This is a genomic window from Acidovorax sp. SUPP950 (assembly GCF_030158935.1).
GTDB lineage: Bacteria > Pseudomonadota > Gammaproteobacteria > Burkholderiales > Burkholderiaceae_C > Paracidovorax.
This window is the reverse complement of record NZ_BQXE01000002.1, coordinates 246,200-266,354: the sequence shown is the minus strand read 5'-3', so window position 1 is coordinate 266,354 and position 20,155 is coordinate 246,200. Positions and strand designations below refer to the sequence as shown.

The window sequence follows — 20,155 nt, the reverse complement described above, 5'->3', positions numbered from 1 at the left end:
GCGGCGGCCATCGCCGCGCTCAGCTGGCAGCGGCGTCCGGACCAGCCGTCCCCGCGGCCGGCAATTGCAGGCACACGGTGCAGCCTTGGTGGGGCGCTGCACTGATGCCAATGGTGCCGCCCATGCGCGCCACCAGGCGCCGGCACCGCGCGAGCCCCAGGCCCAGGCCCTCGAACTGGCTCGCCGGATGCAGCCGCTGGAACACCTGGAACAACTGCCCCGCCTGCGCGGCAGGAAAGCCGGCGCCGTTGTCCTGCACCGTGATGTCCACCCGATTGCCGGGTGCCGGCCGCACCTGCACGGCGATGCGTGGCGGCTGGGCCCCGCGCGAGAACTTGAGGGCGTTGTCCAACAAGGCCACCAGCACCTCCTGCAGCCAGCCCGCGTCCGCCCACAGCACGGGGCAGGCCTCGGCCGCGGGCAGATCCCAATGCACGGTGTCGATCCAGGCGCTGGCCACCCCCTCCCCGGAAGAGGCGGGCTCCTTCGTGGCCGCGCTTTTTTTCAGCGCAGGTGCCGCAGCGGCGGCCGTCCGCGCCGCAGCCACCGCGCTCTGCAGCACCGGGCCCAGCGCGACCGGGCCCGGCGTGGCGGGAGCTGAGCCGATGCGCCCCAGCTGGATCAGCCCGTCGATCATGCTGCCGAGCTGCTGGCCTGCCTGTGCGATGGTGTCCAGAAACTGCAACGCCTCGGGATCGGCATTGCTCTGTGCGACGGTCTCCCGCACCAGCCGGCCGTAGGCGAGGATGTGGCGCACGGGCGCACGCAGGTCGTGCGACACGGCCCGCAGGAACGCCTCCTGCTCCTGCCGCGCCGCGTCCAGTTCCGCCCGCAGGCGCGCCACTTCATCGGCCTGCGCTTGTTGACCCCGTTCGTCGCCGGGCAGATCACCGAGCCCGTCCATGGCTCAGGCCTTGGGCAGCTTGGCGGGCCGTTTCCAGTTTTCGATGGTCACCTGCCGGCCGCGCGCCACGCTCAAGGCGCCCGGCGGGGCGTCCTTCGTGATGGTGGAGCCGCCGGCGACCGTGCCTCCGGCACCGATGGTGACGGGCGCCACCAGCACGCTGTTGCTGCCGATGTGCACGTCGGCCTCGATGACGGTGCGGAACTTGTTGGCCCCGTCGTAATTGGCCGTGATGCTGCCCGCGCCGTAGTTCACGCGCTCGCCCACCGTGGCATCGCCCAGATAGGCCAGGTGGTTGGCCTTGGCGCCATCGGCCAGCGTGGAGTTCTTCACTTCGACGAAGTTGCCGATGTGCACCTCCCGGCCCAGTTGGGCACCCGGGCGCAGGCGGGCGAAAGGCCCGATGAGGGCGCCCGGGCCGACCTGCACGCCGGCTTTCTCGCCATCGATGTGGGTGTAGGGGTGGACCACCGCGCCCGCCGCGATGGTGGCATTGGCGATGCAGCAGTGCGCACCGATCTGCACGCCCTCGCCCAGCTCCACGTGGCCGGTGAAGACGCAGTTCACGTCGATCTCCACGTCCTGCCCGCAGACCAGCCGGCCCCGGACCCCGATGCGGGCATCGTCGCGCAGATCGAAGCGCGCCGGGTCGGCCAGGCGCACGCCCTGCTCCATCAGCGCCGCGGCCTGACGGGCCTGGTGCGCGCGCTCCAGCTCCGCCAATTGCAGTGGGCTGTTCACGCCCGCCACCTGCAATGCGTCGGTGATGCGATGGGCCACCACCGGCACCCCATCGGCCACGGCCATGGCGACGATGTCGGTCAGGTAGTACTCGCCCTGGGCGTTGTCGTTGCGCAGCCGGGCGAGCCAGCCGGCCAGCCGTTGCGCCGGCACGGCCATGATGCCGCTGTACACCTCGGTGATGGCGCGCTGGGCCTCGCTCGCGTCCTTGTGCTCCACGATGCCCTGCACCGCACCGGCGGCATCGCGCACGATGCGGCCGTAGCCGGCCGGGTCGGGCAGCGTCACGGTCAGCAGCGCGAGCCGCTCCCGAGCCGAGGCCTCCACCAGCGCATGCAAGGTGGCGGCCTGGGTCAGGGGCACGTCGCCCGACAGCACGACCACGGAGCCGTCACCCGCCAGCGCGGGCATCGCCTGCTGCACGGCATGGCCGGTGCCGAGCTGCGGCTCCTGGCGGGCGAACTTCAATTCGAAACCGGCGCCGGAATCGCCCCCCGGACCGCCGGCGACGGCGGCCTCCACTTGGTCAGCGCCATGGCCAGTGATGACCACCACGCGCCGGGCCCGCAGGCTGGCCGCTTGGTCCAGCACATGGCGCAGCAGCGGGCGCCCCGCCAGGTGCTGCAGGACCTTGGGGGTGCGGCTTTTCATGCGCGTGCCTTTGCCCGCCGCCATGATGATGATGTCCAGTGCTGTCATGAAAGGGTCCGTTCGGTTGCGGCCGCGCGGCACGGCGACCGGCGTCCCAGGGGAATCCGCCGATTATCGGCGCCCTGCCGCGCCCGCCAGGGGTTTTAAGATTGCTACAAAATTAATAGCAATATGCCCTAGTACTTATTGCACTGGAGGCCGATTTCACCCAAAGCCTAGAGCAGGGGCACCGGCCGGGGGATGGCGTCGTAATACTCGGCGATGCGGGCCAGCGCGCGCGGATTGATGATGCGCAGCCGCCCATCGGCGATCTCGTGCAGACCCAGTTGCGCCAGGCGCCGCAGCGTCTTGTTGGTGTGCACGAGCGACAGCCCGAGCGAGTCGGCGATGTGTTGCTGGGTGATGGGGAATTCGACGGTGCCGTTCTCGGACAGTCCCAGGCGGTCAAGCCGGCGGTACAAGTGCATGAGCAGCATGGCCACGCGCTCGGTGGCATTGCGACGGCCGGTGGTGAGCAGGTTGTCGTCCACCATGCCTTCGCCGCGCGCCGCGAGCCAGGTCACGTCGTAGCCCAGCCGGCCATGGTCGCGAAACAGCGACCACAGCCCGTCGGCCGGGAACACGCAGAACGCGCAAGGGGTGACGGCCTCCACGCCGTGCATCGCGGTGTCGCCGAATTCCTGCTGCAGCCCCACCAGGTCGCCCGGCAGCAGGAAGTTGAGGATCTGGCGCCGCCCATCCGACAGCGTCTTGTAGCGGAATGCCCAACCGGTGTAGAGCGTGTAGAGCTTGCCGTTGGGTTGGTGCTCGCGGATCAGCGTGCCCCCAGCCGCCACGGTGGCGGTGCCGCAGCGGAACTGGTCGATGAACTGCAGCTCCTGCGGCGATACCGGAGTGAAAGCGGAAGGGGTGTTGCGCAACCGGCAGGCATCGCAATGGCGCGGAATGGCGTGCGCCAGGGATTCAGAAGCAAAGTCCACGCTCATAAAGGCGAATCGGTGAGAACTGGTGGGCGGCGATTCTAGGCACACCAGGGTACTCCTCCCTATGTCTTTTGACACTGTGCACGGCACGCCACAGACCTTGCGCCGGCGCACCAGCGCCGATTGACTTTCTCCCCCGCTGGGAGGTCTTTCATCAGCCTGCCGACCGGCCCTGAAATGTCAAACGGGCCGGGAGCTTTGACAGCTTCCGGCCCGCCTTCAGCGCCACCGCGCCAGTTTCTTGCCGCCTCGCTGCGATTCCCTGGGGGAACGGCAGCAAGACGGACTTCAGGCGCAGCAGGCCTCGCCTTGCGTGGAGCGGGCCTTCAAGGCACTGTCCGCATGGCGCACCACCGCCGAAGCGCTGAAGCGGTACTGCACGGCATCGCGGCCCAGGGGCTCGATGACGGCGTGCTGGCCGGCCGCCACCCACAAGGTCTGGCCGGCATTGAGAAAGACGTCGCCGGCTGCCACGTCGCGTTCACCGTTCGGGCCGTCGTCGAGCGTGACCCAGGCATGGCCGGACATCACGCGCAGGGCCATCGGCACACGGGGGCGCAGGCTGTGGGCATTGCCGATGGCCAGCATGCAAATGTCTTTCGCCTCTCCGCGAGGCAAGACAGCGGATTGTTGAAAATTCAGAACATTTGAAGCGGTCATTTCTTTCTCCTGGAAAACCCTAGCAATGTGCCTATCATGCGTCTGGCAATGTGGCACCGTCCAATGAAAACGCCCCAGGCGATTCATGCCGGAATCACATCAATGCAAAAGACCTCCCTGATCTATTCGCATTGCGCATCAATGCAGGTCCGAGGTGCAGTCGTCGGCGCCCAACGGCCTGCGCCCGCCCACTGCAGCAGCCCTTTCACCAGCCGGGCCCCAGCCCACGCCGCCCCGCGCAAAGCCCCCACCAAGTCCGCCCAAGGCGCTACGACGCCCCGCGACCAAGCCTCGGACTGCACCGCCGGCACTGGCAGGGCGACCGGATCCCAGCGAAATTGCACGCCTTCGGCCAGCGCCCCACCCGAAAGCGCGGCCCGACCGCCGTGCCATGGCTCGATGACGGCATGGACGCCGGGCTCGAGCACCTGCTCATCGCCTTCGCCGAGGAACCAGTCGCCGGGCAATGCGCCCTTGCCGCCTGTCACCGTGAGCCAGACACCGCCGCGCTCGATGCGCAGCCGCGACCGCTGGGTGGGATACAAACCCAAGGCGCGGCGTGGGGGCAAAATCCAGCAACCCGCCATGGTCCGGGCCGACGCAGCGCCCACCCGGGATTGTTGCGATTCCAGAACGGAAGGGTTTGACATGGAGTGCTCCTTGCATGAATTTCGGTGTTGACAGGACTGGATATTCGACTCACCACCCCCATCCGGTCCAATGAAAAGCCGGAGATAATTTGATTCCCAAGCCTCATCAATCCCAGCCATGAATCTGCCTGCCCCCATCACCCACTTGCGCACCCGGCCAGTGGCGGTCGGCCACTGGCGCGCCTTTCTCGCGGTGGCCCGCCACCTGAACTTCCGGGCGGCCGCGGAAGAGCTGTCGCTCACCCAGTCGGCGGTCAGCCGCCAGATCCAGGCGCTGGAAGAAGAAGTGGGCGTGCCGCTGTTTCTGCGCCACACCCGGGCGGTGGAGCTGACCAGCGCCGGCGCGCAGTTGCAGCGGGCCGTCGCCCCGGCTCTTGAACGCATGGATGCCTGCGTGCGGCTGGTGCGGCAGACCGCGGGCCGCAAAAGCGTGGCCATCACCACCTGGGCCAGCTTCGCCTCGATGTGGCTCATTCCCCGCATGGAGGAGTTCCAGCGCGAAAACCCCGACATCGACATCCGCATCGACGCGAGCGATGTGGCCGTGGACCTGGAAACCGCCGACGTGGACCTGGCCCTGCGCTACAGCCTGCCCAGCGCCAACATGAGCGGCTCGCAGCGCCTGTTCGGCGAGCAGCTGGCCGTGGTGGCAAGCCCCTGGCTCATCAAGAGCAATCCGCCCATCCGCGGGCCCGCGGACGTGGCGCGCTTCACGCTCATCGAAGCGGGCGATGCGCACCGCACCATGCACCTCGAATGGCTCACCTGGCGCCGCTGGTTCGAACTCAACGGGCAGGAAAAGCTGCAGCCCAAGCGCTGGCTGTACTTCAACTACGCCCATCAGATCGTGCAGGCCACGCTCACCGGCCAGGGCCTCGCCCTGGCGCGCATGCCGCTCATCGCCGACGCGCTGGCGTCGGGCGATCTGGTGGAAGTGCTGCCGGGCTACCGGCTCGATTCACCGCTGGCGTACTGGCTGCTCGTGGGGCCGCGCAGCGGGCAGCGGCCGGAAATCCGGGCGTTCTGCACCTGGCTCACCCTGCAGGCACAGGCCACGCGCGAGGCCATCGGCGACGTGCCTGACCCCGACCTGAGCGACAACCTGGACTGACGCGCGTGCGGCGCGTGCCGCGTTCAGGCGCTGAGCGTGACCCGCGCGAACTTGCGCTTGCCCACTTGGAGCACGTAAGTGCCCGCTTCCAGCTTGAGCCCCTTGTCGCTGACGACACCGCCGTCCACCCGCACGCCACCACCATCGATCAGGCGGCTGGCCTCGCTGCCGGAAGGCGCCAGATTGGCCTGGCGCAGCAGCGCGCCAATGCCCAGCGGCGCCCCGGCCAGGGCCAGCTCGGGAATCTCGTCGGGCACCCCGCCCTTGCTGCGGTTGATGAAGTCCGCCTCGGCCGCATCGGCGGCCGCCGCGCTGTGAAAGCGCGCGGTGATCTCCTTGGCGAGCATCACCTTGGCGTCCTTGGGGTTGCGGCCGGCCTCCACCTCGGCCTTGAGCGCGGCGATCTCGGCGAGGGACTTGAACGACAGCAGCGTGTACCAGTCCCACATCAGCGTGTCGGAGATGGACAGCACCTTGGCGAACATGGTGTTGGCGTCTTCCGCAATGCCGATGTAGTTGTTCTTGGATTTCGACATCTTGTCGACGCCGTCCAGACCCACCAGCAGCGGCATGGTGAGCACGCACTGCGGTTCCTGGCCGTACTCCTGCTGGAGATGGCGACCCATGAGCAGGTTGAACTTCTGGTCGGTACCGCCCAGTTCCAGGTCGCTCTTCAGTGCCACCGAGTCGTAGCCCTGCATGAGTGGGTAGAGGAATTCGTGCACGCTGATCGACTGCCCGGTCGAAAAGCGCTTGTGGAAATCGTCGCGCTCCATCATGCGCGCGACCGTGTACTTGGCGGCGAGCTGGATCATGCCGGTCGCGCCCAGCGGCTCGCTCCATTCGCTGTTGTAGCGGATCTCCGTTTTGGCCGGGTCCAGCACCATGCTGGCCTGGCGGTAGTAGGTCTCGGCATTGGCCTTGATCTGCTCGGGGGTGAGGGGCGGCCGGGTGCTGTTGCGGCCGGAGGGGTCGCCGATCAGGCTGGTGAAGTCGCCGATCAGGAAGATCACCTGATGTCCCAGGTCCTGCAGCTGGCGCATCTTGTTGAGCACCACGGTGTGGCCGATGTGGATGTCCGGCGCCGTCGGATCCAGCCCCAGTTTGATGCGCAGCGGCACGCCGGTCGCCTCGGAGCGTGCCAGCTTCTTCGTCCATTCGTCGCGGGGCAGCAATTCGTCAGCGCCCCGGAGCGATACCTCAAGCGCCCGTCCTACACCATCGGTGATTGGGAATGTTGTAACAGCAGATTGATTCATAAGGGTTTTTTTGGGGGTTTCCGGGGCGCTCGTCGTTATACTCCGGCCCACATTTGCAGTGGCGGATTCTAGTGGTCCTGCCGGTTCGGACCCTTGCACCGAATGGCTGCAGCCTGACCAAGCTCGTGCGTTCCGCCCCCACCCGGCCCGAACGCACCTCACCCTGGGGTAAGACACTTTGAACAATGGCTTGACATCCGCCAGCCTCGCACTGCTGGACCGGCTATCGCGCATCGCCCAGACCCATCCCAAACGCATTACCGCCGCCATCGCAACGCTGTTGCTGACGGGCGGCGGCGGCGCTTTCGCCGTCGCCTCCTTCGCGCCGGACCCCGCCGACCTGCCCCGCAGCACGGTCGAATACGCGGTGGATTCGCTGGCCAGCGACCAGTCCCTGCCAGCGCTGGTGGACATTCCCAACTATTCCCTCTACCGCTCGGACCAGACCCGCAGCAGCGACACCGCCGAGGCCATCCTGCAGCGCCTGGGTGTGGCGGACCCGGCGGCTGCCGCCTTCCTGCGCAGCGACGGCCAGGTGCGCCAGACCCTGCTGGGTCGCTCGGGCCGCTCGGTATCGGCAGAAACCACGGACGATCACCGCCTCATCAGCCTCACAGCGCGCTGGGTCCAGGACGACAGCGGCAATTTCCGCCGGCTGGTCGTGCAGCGCAAGGGCAACGAATTCACCTCGCGCGTCGAGACGGCGCCGCTCACCGTGGGCACGCGGCTGGCCGGCGGCATCATCCGCAGCTCGCTGTTCGCCGCCACCGACGCTTCCAACATTCCCGATGCCGTGGCGACGCAGATCGCCGAAGTGTTCGCGAGCAACATCGATTTCCACCGCGCCCTGCGCAAGGACGACCGGTTCTCGGTGGTCTACGAAACGCTCGAAGCCGATGGCGAGCCGCTGCGCAGCGGCCGCGTGCTGAGCGCGGAGTTCCACAACAACGGCAAGACGCACGACGCCGTCTGGTTCCAGGACACGCCCGCCTCCAAGGGCGCCTACTACACGCTGGACGGCGAGAGCATGCGCCGCGCCTACCTCACCTCGCCGGTGGAGTTCTCGCGCATCTCGAGCGGCTTCAAGATGCGCTTTCATCCCATCCTGCAAAAATGGCGCGCCCACCTGGGCACCGACTTCGCAGCGCCCACCGGCACGGCCGTGCGCACCGTGGGCGATGGCACGGTCGATTTCGCCGGGGTGCAGAACGGCTATGGCAATGTCATTTACGTCAAGCACCGCAACCAGCACGTCACCGTGTATGCCCACCTGAGCCGCATCGACGTGCGCAAGGGCCAGAGCGTGGAGCAGGGACAGACCATCGGCGCCGTCGGCGCGACGGGATGGGCCACCGGCCCCCACCTGCACTTCGAATTCCGCGTGGATGGCCAGCACCAGGACCCCATGGTGATCGCGCAGCAAAGCGAAGCTGCCACGCCGGTGTCCAGCGCCTCGCGCGCCGCCTTCAACCGCCTGGCATCGAACATGCGCATCCAGTTGTCGGCCGCCGCCCAGGTGCAACAAGCCAGCGCCCAGTAAGCGCGTTGCGCGTTCCAGCCCCATGCCAGCGTTGTACATCGGACTCATGTCGGGCACCTCGCTCGACGGAGTCGATGGGGTGCTGGCAGATTTCTCCGAGCAAAAATGCAAGGTCGCGCAATATGCATGCGCGCCTTTTGCTCCTGACTTAAGAGCAGCGCTGCTCGCGCTCAACACACCCGGTGCCGACGAACTGCACCGCGCTGCGCTGGCCGGAAACGCATTGGCGCGCGCCTATGCCGGCGTGGTGCACACGCTTTTGAGCCAGGCCGGCCTGCCACCCTCCGCCGTTCGCGCCATCGGCGCTCACGGGCAGACGGTGCGCCATCGCCCCCAGGCCTTCGACGGCACCGGATACACGCTGCAACTGGGCAATGCCGCCTTGCTGGCCGAATCGACGGGCATCGACGTGGTGGCCGACTTCCGCAGCCGCGACGTGGCGGCGGGCGGCCAGGGTGCGCCGCTGGTACCGGCGTTTCACCAGGGGGTGTTCGGCCAGTCCGGCCGGACAGTCTGCGTGTTGAACATCGGCGGCATCTCCAACCTCAGCGTGCTGGGTGCGCAGGGTGCGGTGCTGGGATTCGATTGCGGGCCAGGCAACGCACTGATGGACCACTGGTGCCAGCAGCACACGGGCCAGCCGTTCGACCGCGACGGTGCCTGGGCTTCCAGCGGGCAGGTCCTGCCCGCGCTGCTCGGTGCGTTGCGGTCCGAGCCGTATCTGTCGCAGCCACCACCCAAAAGCACAGGGCGTGACCTTTTCAACCCCGCCTGGCTGGAAGGGCACCTGCCGGCGTTCGCATCGGCCGCTCCGGCCGATGTCCAGGCCACCCTGACCGAATTCACGGCCAGCGTCTGCGCCGATGGCGTGCGCCGTTTCGGCGACGGCGGCAACCCGCTGATCGTGTGCGGCGGCGGCGCCCTCAACGGCCACCTCATGCACCGATTGCAGGCACTTCTGCCCGGGGTCGCCGTATCGGCCTCCGACGAGCACGGCATGCCGGCCCTGCAGGTGGAAGCCGCCGCCTTCGCATGGCTGGCCCACCGAGCCGTGGAGCGACAAAGCGGCAACCTCCCCAGCGTCACCGGCGCGGCGGGGCCGCGCATCCTGGGCGCAATCTACCCCGCCTGACGGCTCAGACGTGCTCCGGCACGTCGGGCACGTCGTCCGCAGCCGCGCCGCGTTCGGAGTCGCGTGGAGACAACTGCCAGAAGATGCCTGCCGAGGCGATGGTCACCAGCCCCATGCAGGCGAAGGTGCCTTGGAAGGCCCACAGCGTCTGCTGCGCGCCCCCGCTCCCGAAGTGGCCCGTGAATGCCGAGAGCACCCCGCCCGCGGCGGCCACCCCCATGCCCATGGCCACCATCTGCACCATCGACAGCAGGCTGTTGCCGCTGCTGGCCATGCCCTGGTTCAAGTCCTTGAGCGTGACCGTGTTCATGGCCGTGAACTGCAGCGAATTCACCGCCCCGAACATCGCCAGCTGCACGATGTGCCACCACAGCGGCTGCGAGGGGGTCGAGAGGGCAAAACTCGCCATCGTGATCCCCACCATCAGCGTGTTGCCCACCAGCACACGGCGGTATCCGAACCGCGTGATCAATGGCGTCGTGAAACGCTTCATCGACATGCCGGCCAGTGCCACCGGCAGCATCATCAGTCCGGCATGCAGGGGGGTGTAGCCCATCGTCACCTGCAGCATCAGGGGGATCAGGAAGGGCATGCACGAGCTGCCCAGGCGCGAAAACAGGTTGCCCAGCAGCCCGATGCGCAGCGTGGCCACCGAGAACAGCCGAGGCGAGAACAGCGGGTTCGGCTTGCGTGCCGCATGCAGCCAGTACGCCACCAGGCTCGCCAGCCCGAAAATCAGCAGCACGAGCACACTCGCCTGCCGCAGCCCCAGGCTCGACAGTCCATCGAGCGCCAGAGACAGCGCCGCCATGCCGAAGGCCAGCATGAGATAGCCCGCCAGGTCGAAGCGGGCCACCGGGGCGCCGGGCACGGCCGGCATGTACCGCAGCGTCGCCAGGCACCCGATCAGGCCGACCGGCACGTTGATCAGGAAGATCCAGTGCCACGATGCCACCTCCACCAGCCAGCCACCCAGCGTGGGGCCGATCAGCGGCCCGATGAGGCCGGGGATCGCCACGAAGCTCATGGCCTGCAGGAACTTCTCGCGCGGAAAGGTGCGCAGCACCACCAGCCGCCCCACCGGCAGCAGCAGCGCACCGCCCAGGCCCTGCACCACCCGCGCCGCCACCAGTTGGTCCAGCCGGCTCGACACGGCGCAAAGCACCGATCCCACGACGAACAGAACGATGGCGCTCAGATACACCCGCCGTGCGCCGAAGCGGTCGGCCACCCAGCCCGATGCCGGGATCAGCAGCGCCATGGACAGCGAATACGCCACCACGACCGATTGCATGCGCAGCGGACTTTCCCCCAGGCTGTGCGCCATGGTGGGCAGGGCCGTGTTGACGATGGTGGCGTCCAGCGTCTGCATGAAAAAGCCGACGGCCACCAGCCATAGCAGGATTTGAAGGGAGCGCTCTTGTTGCATGCCGTTCCGATCAACGGCGGAAATGGGTTCCGCCGCACGTGCCCAGCAAAAAGCCGCCCGAAGGCGGCTTTTGAGTCAGGCGAAAAATCGCGCCATCAGGCGGAGAAACTCGATCCGCAGCCACAGGTGGTGGTCGCATTCGGGTTCTTGATGACGAACTGGGCGCCCTGCAAGTCTTCCTTGTAGTCGATTTCGGCACCGACCAGGTACTGGTAGCTCATGGCATCAATGAGCAGCGACACACCGTTCTTGGTCATGGTGGTGTCGTCTTCGTTCGTGATTTCATCGAACGTGAAACCGTACTGGAAGCCCGAGCATCCGCCGCCCTGGACGAACACACGCAATTTCAGGTCGGGGTTGCCTTCTTCGGCAATCAGGTCAGCCACCTTGGCCGCCGCGCTGTCGGTGAACAGAATCGGGGCGGGCATTTCGGTCTGGATGTTTTCGGCTACGGCGCTCATGGAGTGCTCCTTCGGGAGGGTTTGCCGTCGATGGTACTGCAACACCCCTCAAATGTGCGTCAGCTGGCGTTTGACGCCAACTTCAGTGTGGGTTTTTCCTCGACCAGCACGGTCGATGGGCTCATCTGTCCCGATATCGTGGCTCCTTGGTGCATTTCAAGCGATTTGTAGTGCACGTTTCCGGTGATGCGGGCCTTGGGCTGCAGCTCCAGCAGTTCCGCGGCATGCACCGGTCCGAGAACCGTGCCATTGACGATCACGTGGGCTGCATGCACCGCGCCTTCGACCCGGGCGGACTCCGATATCACCAGGATACTGGGCTGCTCGTCGCTGGCCCGCACGTCCCCCGCCACCTCGCCATCAATCCGCAGGCCCTCGGAAAACCGCACTTCGCCGTTGATGCGGGTGCCATGAGCGATCAGGCTCTTGATCGGGGGCTGCTTCTTGCGAGAGAACATGGAACACTCCAGTCGGTTGGCACGGGAGGGAATGGGCCCATTGCTGACGCCGCCACCGCCGCTATTCTTCGATGCTCAGGGTCTGGGTGGCACGCACCGCACTGCCCTCCAAGACCCGCGCGGTCACGGTTTTTACCACGGCATTGCCGGGCAACGGCCACAACCCTTCCACCCGGCGGTACTGCTGGAACTGAAGGGGTTGCCCATCCGCGGGAATCGCCTGTGTCCAGGGGCGTCCATCGCGCGTACCTGCCAGCATCAACTCCAGCCGCCCACGGAATTCGGGCGCGTTGCGCACCGGCTGAATCACCAGCACCTGCCAGCGCAACTGGCTGCCCCCCACCACGTCGGCCTGCAGTCCACGGATGCTGACCCCTTCGGTCTTGCCCGCCGGGATGAGCTTTTCGAAAAAGCCCAGGTCGTCCCGGAGGGCGCGGTTGTCCGCCTCCAGCTGGCGCATCTGGGCCATCAGGCGATCCATCGTGGTGCGCTCGGCGGTCAGCAGCGTGCCGGTAGAACTCGACGTGTCCTTTTGCAGGCGCTGCTCCTCGCGCAACTGGGCTACCTCTTCGCGCAAGCGCACCAGTTCTGCCCGGGAGCGGGAATCCAGCCCCGCGATGCTCTTGCCGAACTCGAAGGCCCAGAGCGCCAGCGCGGCGCACAGGCCGAAGAAAATGGCCAGCAGCACCCAGCGGACAGGCCATGGCATCGCGCTTCGGACCGACACCCGCGGCGCACTGATGGTCAAACGGCGACGTAGCAGCTTGAGTCGCATGTTTCCCTATTCAACAAATGGAGGAGCAGAAATGAAAAAACCGCCGGACAGGCGGTTTTTTGAAGCCGGAAAGCACCCGAAAGTGCTTTCGGCCGACTGACACGTCGCTCTTGCAGCCTTTGTAAAGGCCCAGCACGGCATGGCAGTCTTTTGCAGCGGCGAAGCTTAACGCTTGGAGAACTGCTTGGCGCGGCGTGCAGAACGCAGGCCGACCTTCTTCCGTTCGACTTCACGTGCATCGCGGGTCACGAAGCCGGCTTGGCTCAGTGCGGGCTTCAGCGTTGCGTCGTAGTCGATCAGGGCGCGGGTGATCCCGTGGCGGGTGGCACCGGCTTGGCCGGATTCACCGCCGCCGTGCACGTTGACCTGGATGTCGAAGGTTTCGACATGGTTGGTCAGCGCGAGCGGCTGCTTGGCGATCATGATCGAGGTTTCGCGGCCGAAATACTGCTGAATGTCTTTGCCATTCACAGTGATCTTGCCGGAACCCTTCTTAAGAAACACGCGGGCGACGCTGGACTTGCGACGGCCGGTGCCATTGTTCCATTCACCAATCATCTCAAGGCTCCTTAGATTTCCAGCGCCTTGGGCTGCTGGGCGGTGTGGGGATGCTCAGCACCGCCATACACCTTGAGTTTCTTGATCATCGCGTAGCCCAGGGGACCCTTGGGCAGCATGCCTTTGACAGCCTTTTCCAGCGCGCGGCCGGGGTGCTTGGCTTGCATGTCGCGGAAGTTCGTGGCCGTGATACCGCCGGGATAGCCCGAATGGCGGTAGTACACCTTGTCCAGGGACTTGGTGCCGGTGACCTTGAGCTGAGCGGCGTTGATGATGACGATGAAGTCACCGGTATCGACGTGAGGCGTGTAAATGGCCTTGTGTTTGCCGCGCAAACGGAGAGCAACTTCGCTGGCTACTCGTCCGAGGACCTTGTCGGTCGCGTCAATCACAAACCACTCGTGCACGACCTCAGCGGGCTTTGCGCTGAAAGTAGACATGAGTTTCTCTTTTCAAAGAACGGGGGGTTTGTCGGTCCTTTTCCACGGTCGGTGCATCTCTGAAGGAAGCCTCTTAGGTGGTGTGAATGCTCCGCCGCGGGACCAAAAAAGCGCTGCGAAGCCCGCCATTATACGAAGCGGCGGGAAAATGCCAAGGCAGGGCTATTGGGACAGCATCGTGCGACGGCGTTCTTCGGCTTCCAGCCGGCGGCGGTTCTCGACGCACAGCGGGTGGTTGGCCACCGCCGCGTTCTGGCATTGCTGGTGGATGCACATCGGTCGGGCGATGAATCCGGCGTTGGCGCACGCTTCGTCCGGCCCTGCCACGCGTGCGACCGCCGGTTTGGGCGTGGCGGCCGGAACCGGCGCAGGCTCGGGCGATGCAGGCGCTTCCGCAGCCACGGCAGCAGGCGTGGGCTCGGCCACCTTGCGAGGAACAGGCTTGGGCCGTGGTGCCGATGCAACGACGAATGCGGGCGCTGCGGCCACCGAGGCTGCGGATGCGGCCGGCAGAGCCGGTGCGGTGGCCGCTTCATCGACCACGGGGATCAATTCGGCGGGTGCAGAGGCCACCGGCGCTGGCGGCTCGGCCAGTTCCGTGATGATCTGGTCTTCTGGGGTGTACTTGGTGGGATGGGGCGTGTCGCGCGAGGCGCTCCACCACAGTCCGGCAGCGACCACAGCCACAGCCACCACGCCGGCGCTCGCCCAAAGCAAGGGACGGTGGCGCACGCCAGCGACTGCCGATGCCGGTGCCTCCTCGCCCGCAGCCTGGCTGCGGCGGGTCTTCGGACGCCCCAGCCTTTCTGGATGCTGAGGACGGCGCTCCTCGAAAACCGTATCGCCACCTGTCACGGTATCTGCCACCTCTTGTCCTCCATCCATGAAAACCGTGTCCTGCCCATCGGACACCACGGTGTCGCCAGCCTCCTGCCGATCGATGTGCAACTGCGCACCCGTGTCCACCGTCGGCGCCTCCACCGCAGCGGCCAGAGGCGCAGGCAAGGGTACGCCCACCGCCGGCAGAGGCACGGAGGTGATGTCGATCATGGGCACCGCCACGCCCGTACCACGCCGGTCGGCCGGCTCCACCCAGATATCGCCCAGCTCGGCGCGGAAATCGAACTGGTCGATGCCCTCCGGCGGAGCGACCATGTCCATGGTGCGCAGGAATTCGTCGATGCTCTGGGGACGCTCGTCCGGCCGCAGGGCCAACGCCTGCGAAATCGCGGCCACGAAGGGCGTGGAATATTCCACACCGAACTGTCGCCGCACGGTCTTGGCCACCCGTGAGAACGGCACCATTCGGTCGCGGATCGACCGCAGCGTGGCCGGCAGCGGCGTGTCGTTGCACAGGCTGCCATGCACCACGGCACCGAGGGCATACAGATCGCTCCAGGGCCCCTGCCGTAGATCGCTCTCGCCGTCGTTGTACTGCTCGATGGGCGCGTAATTGACCTTCAGGACGGCCGTGTGCTGGTGCCCGTGGTCGCTGATCGCATGGCGTGCAGCCCCCAGGTCCAGCAGCACGGGAGGGCCGCTGTCCTGCAGGAAGATGTTGTCGGGCGAAATGTCGCGGTGCAGCGTCTGGCCGTCGTGCAGCACGCGCAGCGCGCTCAGCACCGACCACAGCATCTTGCGCAGCCAGGCCTCCGGCGGCGGCGTGCGCATGTGCGCGCGGGCCTGCTTGAGCGTCATGCCCGTGTAGAGCGGCATGACCATGTAGGCGGTGTGATTGGCTTCCCAGAAGCGAAAGACCTTCACCAGCGAGGGATGATCGAACTGGGCAAGCAGCCTGGCCTCGCTCACGAACGAGGCCAGCCCCGCCTGGAAGGATTGCTCCTGGGTCGAAGACCGCACCCACAGCGACTGCCCCTGCGCGCGCGCTGCCAGCGCCGACGGCATGTATTCCTTGATGGCCACGAAGCGCAGGAGCGAATGGTCGAATGCCTTGTAGACCATGCCGAACCCGCCCACCCCCAGCAGCGAAAGCACCTCGAACTCTCCCAGACGCGTCCCGGCCGGCAGGGCGTCGACGTGGTGGACGTCGGTCGGGGGTTCGGTGCTGGTGATGGCGGACATGGTGACGGCTGGGCTTTCGGGCGGCAATGGTGCACCAGCAACGGCGCACCCGGCAACGGACAAGTGGATGGATTGCAACACATTGGCCGAAGCCGCCATCATGCAGCAAGCCCGCTCCCTGGCGGCAACAAGGCGCCCGGCGACTGCTCCAAGCCATCGCCCCGGCCCCCACTGCGCCACGATGAAGCGGGCACGATCACGCGGCACCGGGCGGTGCGTGGTTACCATTGGCCCCATCATGTTCAGTTACCGCCACGCCTTCCATGCGGGCAACCACGCCGATGTGCTCAAGCACACGGTGCTGATTGCCACTTTGCAACACCTTACGCAGAAAGACGCAGCGCTCACCGTGCTGGACACCCATGCCGGCGCCGGCCTGTTCCGCCTGGACGGCGACTACGCCGCCACGAGCGGAGAGGCGGGGGACGGCATCCTTCGCCTGGTACCGCCTGCCGTGCTCAAAGAGCCCCTGGCGCCCGCGCTGCAAGCCTATGTCGACATGGTCGGCGCCTTCAACCAGGGCAACGTGACGCGGGTCTATCCCGGCTCGCCCTTCATCACGCAGCGCCTGCTGCGCGACCGCGACAAGCTCAAGGTGTTCGAATTGCACCCGACCGACCTGCGCGCGCTGGCCGGCAACGTGGCCCAGCTGGAGGCCGGCCGCCAAGTGGCGGTGCTGCATGAGGACGGTTTCGAAGGCATCAAGAAATTCCTACCCCCACCGGCCCGCCGCGCTCTCGTGCTGTGCGATCCCAGCTATGAAATCAAGAGCGATTACGGGCGCGTCCTGGACATGGCCGCAGACTCGCTCAAACGCTTTGCGACAGGCACCTATGCCGTCTGGTACCCGATCATTCCCCGGCCCGAAGCCCATGACCTGCCGCGGCGGCTCAAGACGCTGGCCACCAAGGCCGGCAAGTCGTGGCTGCATGCCACGCTCACCGTGAAATCGAGCAAGGTGACGGGCGCCGCGGACGGACAGGCCCGCCGCCCGGGGCTGCCGGCCAGCGGCATGTTCCTGATCAATCCACCGTTCACGCTGAAAGCGGCGCTCAAGCCCGCACTGCCGCAGATGGCCGAGCTGCTGGCGCAGGATCACCACGCCTCGCACACGCTCGAGTCGGGCGGCTGAGCCCGCCCGCCTATTCGCCAGAGGCTGGCAGCGGGCTGGCCTGCGACAGGCCGGAAACCGAGGCATCAGGGCACTGCGCCGCGGCGTCTTCCGGCGCCTGGGAGACCACGACCGGCTTGGTGCCCAGCCCCAGCAACCCCAGCGCCCCGGCGGCGGCGCGGCTCACATCGATGATGCGGCCGGGCGAGTGGGGCCCGCGGTCGTTGATGCGCACCTGCACGGCGCGGCCGGTCACCAGGCTGCGCACGCACACGCGCGTGCCGAAGGGCAAGGTGCGGTGGGCAGCAGTGAATTCGTTCATGTCGAAGCGCTCCCCGCTGGCCGTGCGGCGGCGGTGGAACCCGGCCCCGTACCAGGAGGCCAAGCCTTCCTGCACGAACGCATCGGCGGCATCGCTCTCGGAGGACGCATCCGCGTCCGACGGTTTGGAGGGCGCCTCACCCGCGATGGCCGGCGGGGGCTTCACAGGGGCCGATGCGCGGGGCGGCTGGGCTGGCGCCGGCAGGGGAATCAATGGCTTTTGCGTCGCCGCAATGGTGTCGTCGCCAGGCGCGGGCGCCTTGACCGCGCAGGCCACCAGGGCGCACGACAGCAGCGCGCCAGACAACAGCGCACCGAGGCGGCGGGGCAGTTCAGCGCTGGCAGCGCGTTTCGTAGGCGTCTTCAAAACGCTTCAGGTCCTTTCTTTCGCCTTCGGTCAGGTCCGTGCGGGCCCGCTTGGCGGTGAGAATGCGGCGCGACTCCCGGCATTGCTCGGCGTGGCGCGTGGCCTCTTCGCGAGAGGCCTGGGCTGCCACGCGCAGTTGCTGCTCCTGCTCCTGCCGCTGCTTGCGCGCCTCGCTCTGCTCCCTGAAATAGCGGGAGGAAGCGTCGGATTCCTCGTCGTGGCAGTCGCGCTGGTACTCCCGGCGCATGCCAGCATAGGCGTCGGGCTGAATGCCGGAGGAGCCTCCGCGCAGCGTGTCGCTCAGGGAGCGGCAACGGGCGCTCATGTAGCGCTGGTACGCCGGCCCTTCGGGCACGGAGCGCACCGGGGGCTCATATCGCCACGCCGGAGGTGGTGCGACAGGCCCCGTGGCCGCCACCGACGTCGTCGTGCCGGAGGGACAGGGGCGCGACATCGTGAAGCTGTTGCCCGCGGCATCCCGGCAGAAGTACCGCGTCTGGGCCCACGACGGGGCAGACGCCACGCAGCACAGGGTGGCGACCAACAGGGGAGCGAAGGCGGACGTCATGGTGGGCAGAAAAACGAAGGGGCGATATTACCGGAGTGGCCGCCGGCGTCTAAAGGCCCAGCCGGCGGCAGATCTCCAGCGTGGTGGCGCTCTGGTTCATCGTGTAGAAGTGCAGGCCCGGCACGCCACGGTCGCGCAGTTGCTCGCACAAGCCGGTGACCACGTCCAGGCCGAAGGCCTTGATGCTGGCCGTGTCGTCGCCGAAGCCCTGCAGGCGCATGCGAATCCAGCGGGGAATCTCGGCGCCGCAGGCGTCGGAGAAACGCATGAGCTGCGTGGAGCCCAGGATGGGCATGATGCCCGGCACCACGGGCACATCCAGCCCCAGCCGCCGCGTGTCGTCCACGAAGCGGAAGTAGGCGTCGGCATTGAAGAAGTACTGCGTGATGGCCGAGTGCGCGCCGGCTCGCACCTTGAGCGCGAAGGCCTGCAGATCGGCTTCGGGCGAACGGGCCTGGGGGTGCACTTCCGGGTAGGCGGCCACTTCCACGTGAAAGTCATCGCCCGTCTCCGCGCGGATGAAGGCCACCAGATCGCTGGCGTAGTGGAACTCGCCGCCCGCGCCGTAGCCACTCGGCAGGTCGCCTCGCAGGGCCACCAGGCGCTTCACGCCCATGGCCTTGAGCGTGGCCAGCTGGCTGCGCACCGTCTCGCGCGTGGCGCCGATGCACGAGAAGTGCGAGGCCGCGCTCACGCCCTCCGCCAGAATCTCGCGCACGGTGGTGAAGGTGCCCTCCTGCGTCGAGCCGCCCGCACCGTAGGTGACGGAACAGAACTCGGGCCGCCGGGCATACAGTGCCTGCCGCACGGCACGCAGCTTTTCGGCCCCTTCGGGCGTCTTGGGGGGGAAAAATTCGAAACTGACGGGTACGGGTGGATTGGAGGCAGTCATGCCGCCCTCCTTGCATGGACGAAGAATTCACGGTTGCCGTCGCCGCCATCGATGGAACTGTCCATCCAGGCGGCCACGGTCAGGCCCAGTTCCGCGCAGCAGCCGCGGATGCGCTGCTCGACCACGGCGTAGAGCGCCACATCGCGCACGATGCCGCCCTTGCCCACCTGGCCGGGCTGCAGTTCGAACTGCGGCTTGACCAGCATGAGCAGGTCGCCGCCGGCCTTGAGCAGCGGCGCCACCGCCGGCAGGATGAGCGTGAGCGAGATGAACGACACGTCGCCCGTCACCAGGTCGAACACCGGGGTGATGTCCACCTGCTCCAGCCCTGCCCGGCGCCGGCGCACGGTGGGCAGGGCGCCCTCCGCGCGGGCCCGCGCCCGGGCCGAGCGCTCGGCCTTGAAGGCTTCGACGTCGTGTTCCTTGGCATCGTCGCTGTCGTCGTACTCGTCGTCGATCAGGCCGCCGTTGCGCATCCAGCCGTAGGGCGCTTCGGGCTGGGTCTCGTTGTCGTCGGGGTCTTGCTCGACCTGCTCGGACAGGGCGTCCTCGCAGGCTTCCTGCAGCGATGCGGCCGTCAGGGACCGGGCGTTGACGCCTTCCACGGCCACCACGCGCGGATCCTGGCGCAGGCGGTCGTGCAGTTGGCTGTGGCCCACGTCCACACCGATCACCTGGGCCGCGCCGCGCTGCAGCAGGCAGTCGGTGAAGCCCCCGGTGCTCTGGCCCACGTCCAGGCAGCGCCAGCCCGCCACGTCCAGGCCCGCGGACACGAGCGCGCCTTCCAGCTTGAGGCCACCGCGCGAGAGGTAGCGCGCCTCGGACTGGTCGAGCAACTGCACTTCGGCGATGTCCGGAATCTCGTCACCGTTCTTGGCCACCTTGTGCCAGGGCAGGCTGGGTGCCAGCCGCCATTGCACGCCGGCCGCGATCAGGCGCTGCGCCTGCGACCGGGTCGCGGCGTGGCCCTTGTCCACCAGATACACGTCTGCGCGCATGCACCCGTCCTTTTCAGAGTCAAAAAGGCCTCCAGCGCATATTCATCTAGCGCAAGAAGCTATT

Annotated in this window: 21 protein-coding genes; 4 read left to right on the top strand and 17 right to left on the bottom strand. The window is 67.1% G+C overall.

Going from position 1 to position 20,155, the window contains the following annotated elements:
- Positions 1–19: 19 nt before the first annotated feature.
- The 5 genes from AVME950_RS10475 to AVME950_RS10455 form a co-directional block, all read right to left on the bottom strand.
- Positions 20–904, bottom strand: coding sequence for a sensor histidine kinase (locus tag AVME950_RS10475; protein ID WP_284429765.1), 885 nt, complete (start codon positions 902–904; stop codon positions 20–22).
- A 3-nt stretch (positions 905–907) separates the two neighbouring features.
- The gene (glmU, locus tag AVME950_RS10470; RefSeq protein ID WP_284429764.1) at positions 908–2,344 is read right to left on the bottom strand and encodes a bifunctional UDP-N-acetylglucosamine diphosphorylase/glucosamine-1-phosphate N-acetyltransferase GlmU; all 1,437 of its coding nucleotides are present in this window, start codon (positions 2,342–2,344) and stop codon (positions 908–910) included.
- Positions 2,345–2,511: 167 nt separating this feature from the next.
- A complete protein-coding gene (locus AVME950_RS10465; protein ID WP_284413751.1) occupies positions 2,512–3,282 on the bottom strand; it encodes a Crp/Fnr family transcriptional regulator in 771 nt (256 codons plus the stop codon).
- A gap of 285 nt (positions 3,283–3,567) precedes the next feature.
- Positions 3,568–3,867 (bottom strand): DUF2917 domain-containing protein, encoded by a 300-nt coding sequence (locus tag AVME950_RS10460; RefSeq protein WP_284413753.1) that lies wholly within the window; start codon positions 3,865–3,867, stop codon positions 3,568–3,570.
- A 194-nt stretch (positions 3,868–4,061) separates the two neighbouring features.
- Positions 4,062–4,589, bottom strand: a complete 528-nt coding sequence (locus AVME950_RS10455) for a DUF2917 domain-containing protein (protein WP_284429763.1) — start codon at positions 4,587–4,589, stop codon at positions 4,062–4,064.
- Positions 4,590–4,707: 118 nt separating this feature from the next.
- Between AVME950_RS10455 and AVME950_RS10450 the strand changes: the two genes are divergently transcribed.
- Positions 4,708–5,700, top strand: a complete 993-nt coding sequence (locus AVME950_RS10450; protein WP_284429762.1) for a LysR substrate-binding domain-containing protein — start codon at positions 4,708–4,710, stop codon at positions 5,698–5,700.
- Between the two features lie 23 nt (positions 5,701–5,723).
- Here AVME950_RS10450 and tyrS read toward each other — a convergent pair whose 3' ends face one another.
- Positions 5,724–6,959 (bottom strand): tyrosine--tRNA ligase, encoded by a 1,236-nt coding sequence (gene tyrS, locus AVME950_RS10445; protein WP_284429761.1) that lies wholly within the window; start codon positions 6,957–6,959, stop codon positions 5,724–5,726.
- Positions 6,960–7,137: 178 nt separating this feature from the next.
- Here tyrS and AVME950_RS10440 point away from each other — a divergent pair, with 178 nt between their 5' ends.
- The gene (locus AVME950_RS10440) at positions 7,138–8,499 is read left to right on the top strand and encodes a M23 family metallopeptidase (RefSeq protein WP_284398334.1); all 1,362 of its coding nucleotides are present in this window, start codon (positions 7,138–7,140) and stop codon (positions 8,497–8,499) included.
- 22 nt (positions 8,500–8,521) lie between these two features.
- Positions 8,522–9,631 (top strand): anhydro-N-acetylmuramic acid kinase, encoded by a 1,110-nt coding sequence (locus AVME950_RS10435; protein ID WP_284429760.1) that lies wholly within the window; start codon positions 8,522–8,524, stop codon positions 9,629–9,631.
- 4 nt (positions 9,632–9,635) lie between these two features.
- On the opposite strand, the gene mdtD is transcribed toward AVME950_RS10435, so the two are convergent.
- From mdtD to AVME950_RS10400, 7 genes are all read right to left on the bottom strand, one after another.
- A complete protein-coding gene (gene mdtD / locus AVME950_RS10430) occupies positions 9,636–11,060 on the bottom strand; it encodes a multidrug transporter subunit MdtD (protein WP_284429759.1) in 1,425 nt (474 codons plus the stop codon).
- Between the two features lie 95 nt (positions 11,061–11,155).
- Complete coding sequence (gene erpA, locus AVME950_RS10425; RefSeq protein WP_008907234.1) at positions 11,156–11,521, bottom strand: iron-sulfur cluster insertion protein ErpA; 366 nt, start codon at positions 11,519–11,521, stop codon at positions 11,156–11,158.
- A 59-nt stretch (positions 11,522–11,580) separates the two neighbouring features.
- A complete protein-coding gene (locus AVME950_RS10420) occupies positions 11,581–11,979 on the bottom strand; it encodes a bactofilin family protein (protein ID WP_272565112.1) in 399 nt (132 codons plus the stop codon).
- A gap of 61 nt (positions 11,980–12,040) precedes the next feature.
- A complete protein-coding gene (locus tag AVME950_RS10415; protein WP_284429758.1) occupies positions 12,041–12,754 on the bottom strand; it encodes a DUF6776 family protein in 714 nt (237 codons plus the stop codon).
- A gap of 165 nt (positions 12,755–12,919) precedes the next feature.
- Positions 12,920–13,312, bottom strand: a complete 393-nt coding sequence (rpsI, locus tag AVME950_RS10410; RefSeq protein ID WP_092745279.1) for a 30S ribosomal protein S9 — start codon at positions 13,310–13,312, stop codon at positions 12,920–12,922.
- Positions 13,313–13,323: 11 nt separating this feature from the next.
- Positions 13,324–13,752, bottom strand: a complete 429-nt coding sequence (gene rplM / locus AVME950_RS10405) for a 50S ribosomal protein L13 (RefSeq protein WP_092745280.1) — start codon at positions 13,750–13,752, stop codon at positions 13,324–13,326.
- 162 nt (positions 13,753–13,914) lie between these two features.
- Entirely contained in the window at positions 13,915–15,834 is a 1,920-nt protein-coding gene (locus AVME950_RS10400) for a serine/threonine protein kinase (RefSeq protein ID WP_284429757.1), read from the bottom strand.
- Positions 15,835–16,072: 238 nt separating this feature from the next.
- Between AVME950_RS10400 and AVME950_RS10395 the strand changes: the two genes are divergently transcribed.
- Positions 16,073–16,966, top strand: a complete 894-nt coding sequence (locus AVME950_RS10395) for a 23S rRNA (adenine(2030)-N(6))-methyltransferase RlmJ (protein ID WP_272565115.1) — start codon at positions 16,073–16,075, stop codon at positions 16,964–16,966.
- 10 nt (positions 16,967–16,976) lie between these two features.
- Here the strand turns inward: AVME950_RS10395 and AVME950_RS10390 are convergent, their stop codons facing one another.
- From AVME950_RS10390 to AVME950_RS10375, 4 genes are read right to left on the bottom strand one after another with little or no spacing between them, the layout of a single operon-like run.
- Positions 16,977–17,633 (bottom strand): septal ring lytic transglycosylase RlpA family protein, encoded by a 657-nt coding sequence (locus AVME950_RS10390; RefSeq protein WP_284429756.1) that lies wholly within the window; start codon positions 17,631–17,633, stop codon positions 16,977–16,979.
- Positions 17,599–18,201 (bottom strand): hypothetical protein, encoded by a 603-nt coding sequence (locus AVME950_RS10385; RefSeq protein WP_284429755.1) that lies wholly within the window; start codon positions 18,199–18,201, stop codon positions 17,599–17,601. Before AVME950_RS10385 ends, AVME950_RS10390 begins: the two co-directional genes overlap by 35 nt.
- A 49-nt stretch (positions 18,202–18,250) precedes the next feature.
- Positions 18,251–19,093, bottom strand: a complete 843-nt coding sequence (metF, locus tag AVME950_RS10380; protein WP_284429754.1) for a methylenetetrahydrofolate reductase [NAD(P)H] — start codon at positions 19,091–19,093, stop codon at positions 18,251–18,253.
- On the bottom strand, positions 19,090–20,091 hold the full coding sequence (locus AVME950_RS10375; RefSeq protein ID WP_284429753.1) for a TlyA family RNA methyltransferase: 1,002 nt from the start codon (positions 20,089–20,091) through the stop codon (positions 19,090–19,092). Before AVME950_RS10375 ends, metF begins: the two co-directional genes overlap by 4 nt.
- Positions 20,092–20,155: the final 64 nt, after the last annotated feature.

Excerpts from the sequence above, each read along its gene's own strand:
- AVME950_RS10375 (WP_284429753.1), bottom strand. The coding sequence starts at position 20,091 with ATGCGCGCAGACGTGTATCTGGTGGACAAGGGCCACGCCGCGACCCGG.
- AVME950_RS10395 (WP_272565115.1), top strand. The coding sequence starts at position 16,073 with ATGTTCAGTTACCGCCACGCCTTCCATGCGGGCAACCACGCCGATGTG.
- AVME950_RS10415 (WP_284429758.1), bottom strand. The coding sequence starts at position 12,754 with ATGCGACTCAAGCTGCTACGTCGCCGTTTGACCATCAGTGCGCCGCGG.
- mdtD (WP_284429759.1), bottom strand. The coding sequence starts at position 11,060 with ATGCAACAAGAGCGCTCCCTTCAAATCCTGCTATGGCTGGTGGCCGTC.
- tyrS (WP_284429761.1), bottom strand. The coding sequence starts at position 6,959 with ATGAATCAATCTGCTGTTACAACATTCCCAATCACCGATGGTGTAGGA.
- AVME950_RS10455 (WP_284429763.1), bottom strand. The coding sequence starts at position 4,589 with ATGTCAAACCCTTCCGTTCTGGAATCGCAACAATCCCGGGTGGGCGCT.
- AVME950_RS10450 (WP_284429762.1), top strand. The coding sequence starts at position 4,708 with ATGAATCTGCCTGCCCCCATCACCCACTTGCGCACCCGGCCAGTGGCG.
- AVME950_RS10385 (WP_284429755.1), bottom strand. The coding sequence starts at position 18,201 with ATGACGTCCGCCTTCGCTCCCCTGTTGGTCGCCACCCTGTGCTGCGTG.
- AVME950_RS10475 (WP_284429765.1), bottom strand. The coding sequence starts at position 904 with ATGGACGGGCTCGGTGATCTGCCCGGCGACGAACGGGGTCAACAAGCG.
- rplM (WP_092745280.1), bottom strand. The coding sequence starts at position 13,752 with ATGTCTACTTTCAGCGCAAAGCCCGCTGAGGTCGTGCACGAGTGGTTT.
- rpsI (WP_092745279.1), bottom strand. The coding sequence starts at position 13,312 with ATGATTGGTGAATGGAACAATGGCACCGGCCGTCGCAAGTCCAGCGTC.
- AVME950_RS10400 (WP_284429757.1), bottom strand. The coding sequence starts at position 15,834 with ATGTCCGCCATCACCAGCACCGAACCCCCGACCGACGTCCACCACGTC.
- AVME950_RS10460 (WP_284413753.1), bottom strand. The coding sequence starts at position 3,867 with ATGCTGGCCATCGGCAATGCCCACAGCCTGCGCCCCCGTGTGCCGATG.
- glmU (WP_284429764.1), bottom strand. The coding sequence starts at position 2,344 with ATGACAGCACTGGACATCATCATCATGGCGGCGGGCAAAGGCACGCGC.
- metF (WP_284429754.1), bottom strand. The coding sequence starts at position 19,093 with ATGACTGCCTCCAATCCACCCGTACCCGTCAGTTTCGAATTTTTCCCC.
- erpA (WP_008907234.1), bottom strand. The coding sequence starts at position 11,521 with ATGAGCGCCGTAGCCGAAAACATCCAGACCGAAATGCCCGCCCCGATT.
- AVME950_RS10465 (WP_284413751.1), bottom strand. The coding sequence starts at position 3,282 with ATGAGCGTGGACTTTGCTTCTGAATCCCTGGCGCACGCCATTCCGCGC.
- AVME950_RS10420 (WP_272565112.1), bottom strand. The coding sequence starts at position 11,979 with ATGTTCTCTCGCAAGAAGCAGCCCCCGATCAAGAGCCTGATCGCTCAT.
- AVME950_RS10435 (WP_284429760.1), top strand. The coding sequence starts at position 8,522 with ATGCCAGCGTTGTACATCGGACTCATGTCGGGCACCTCGCTCGACGGA.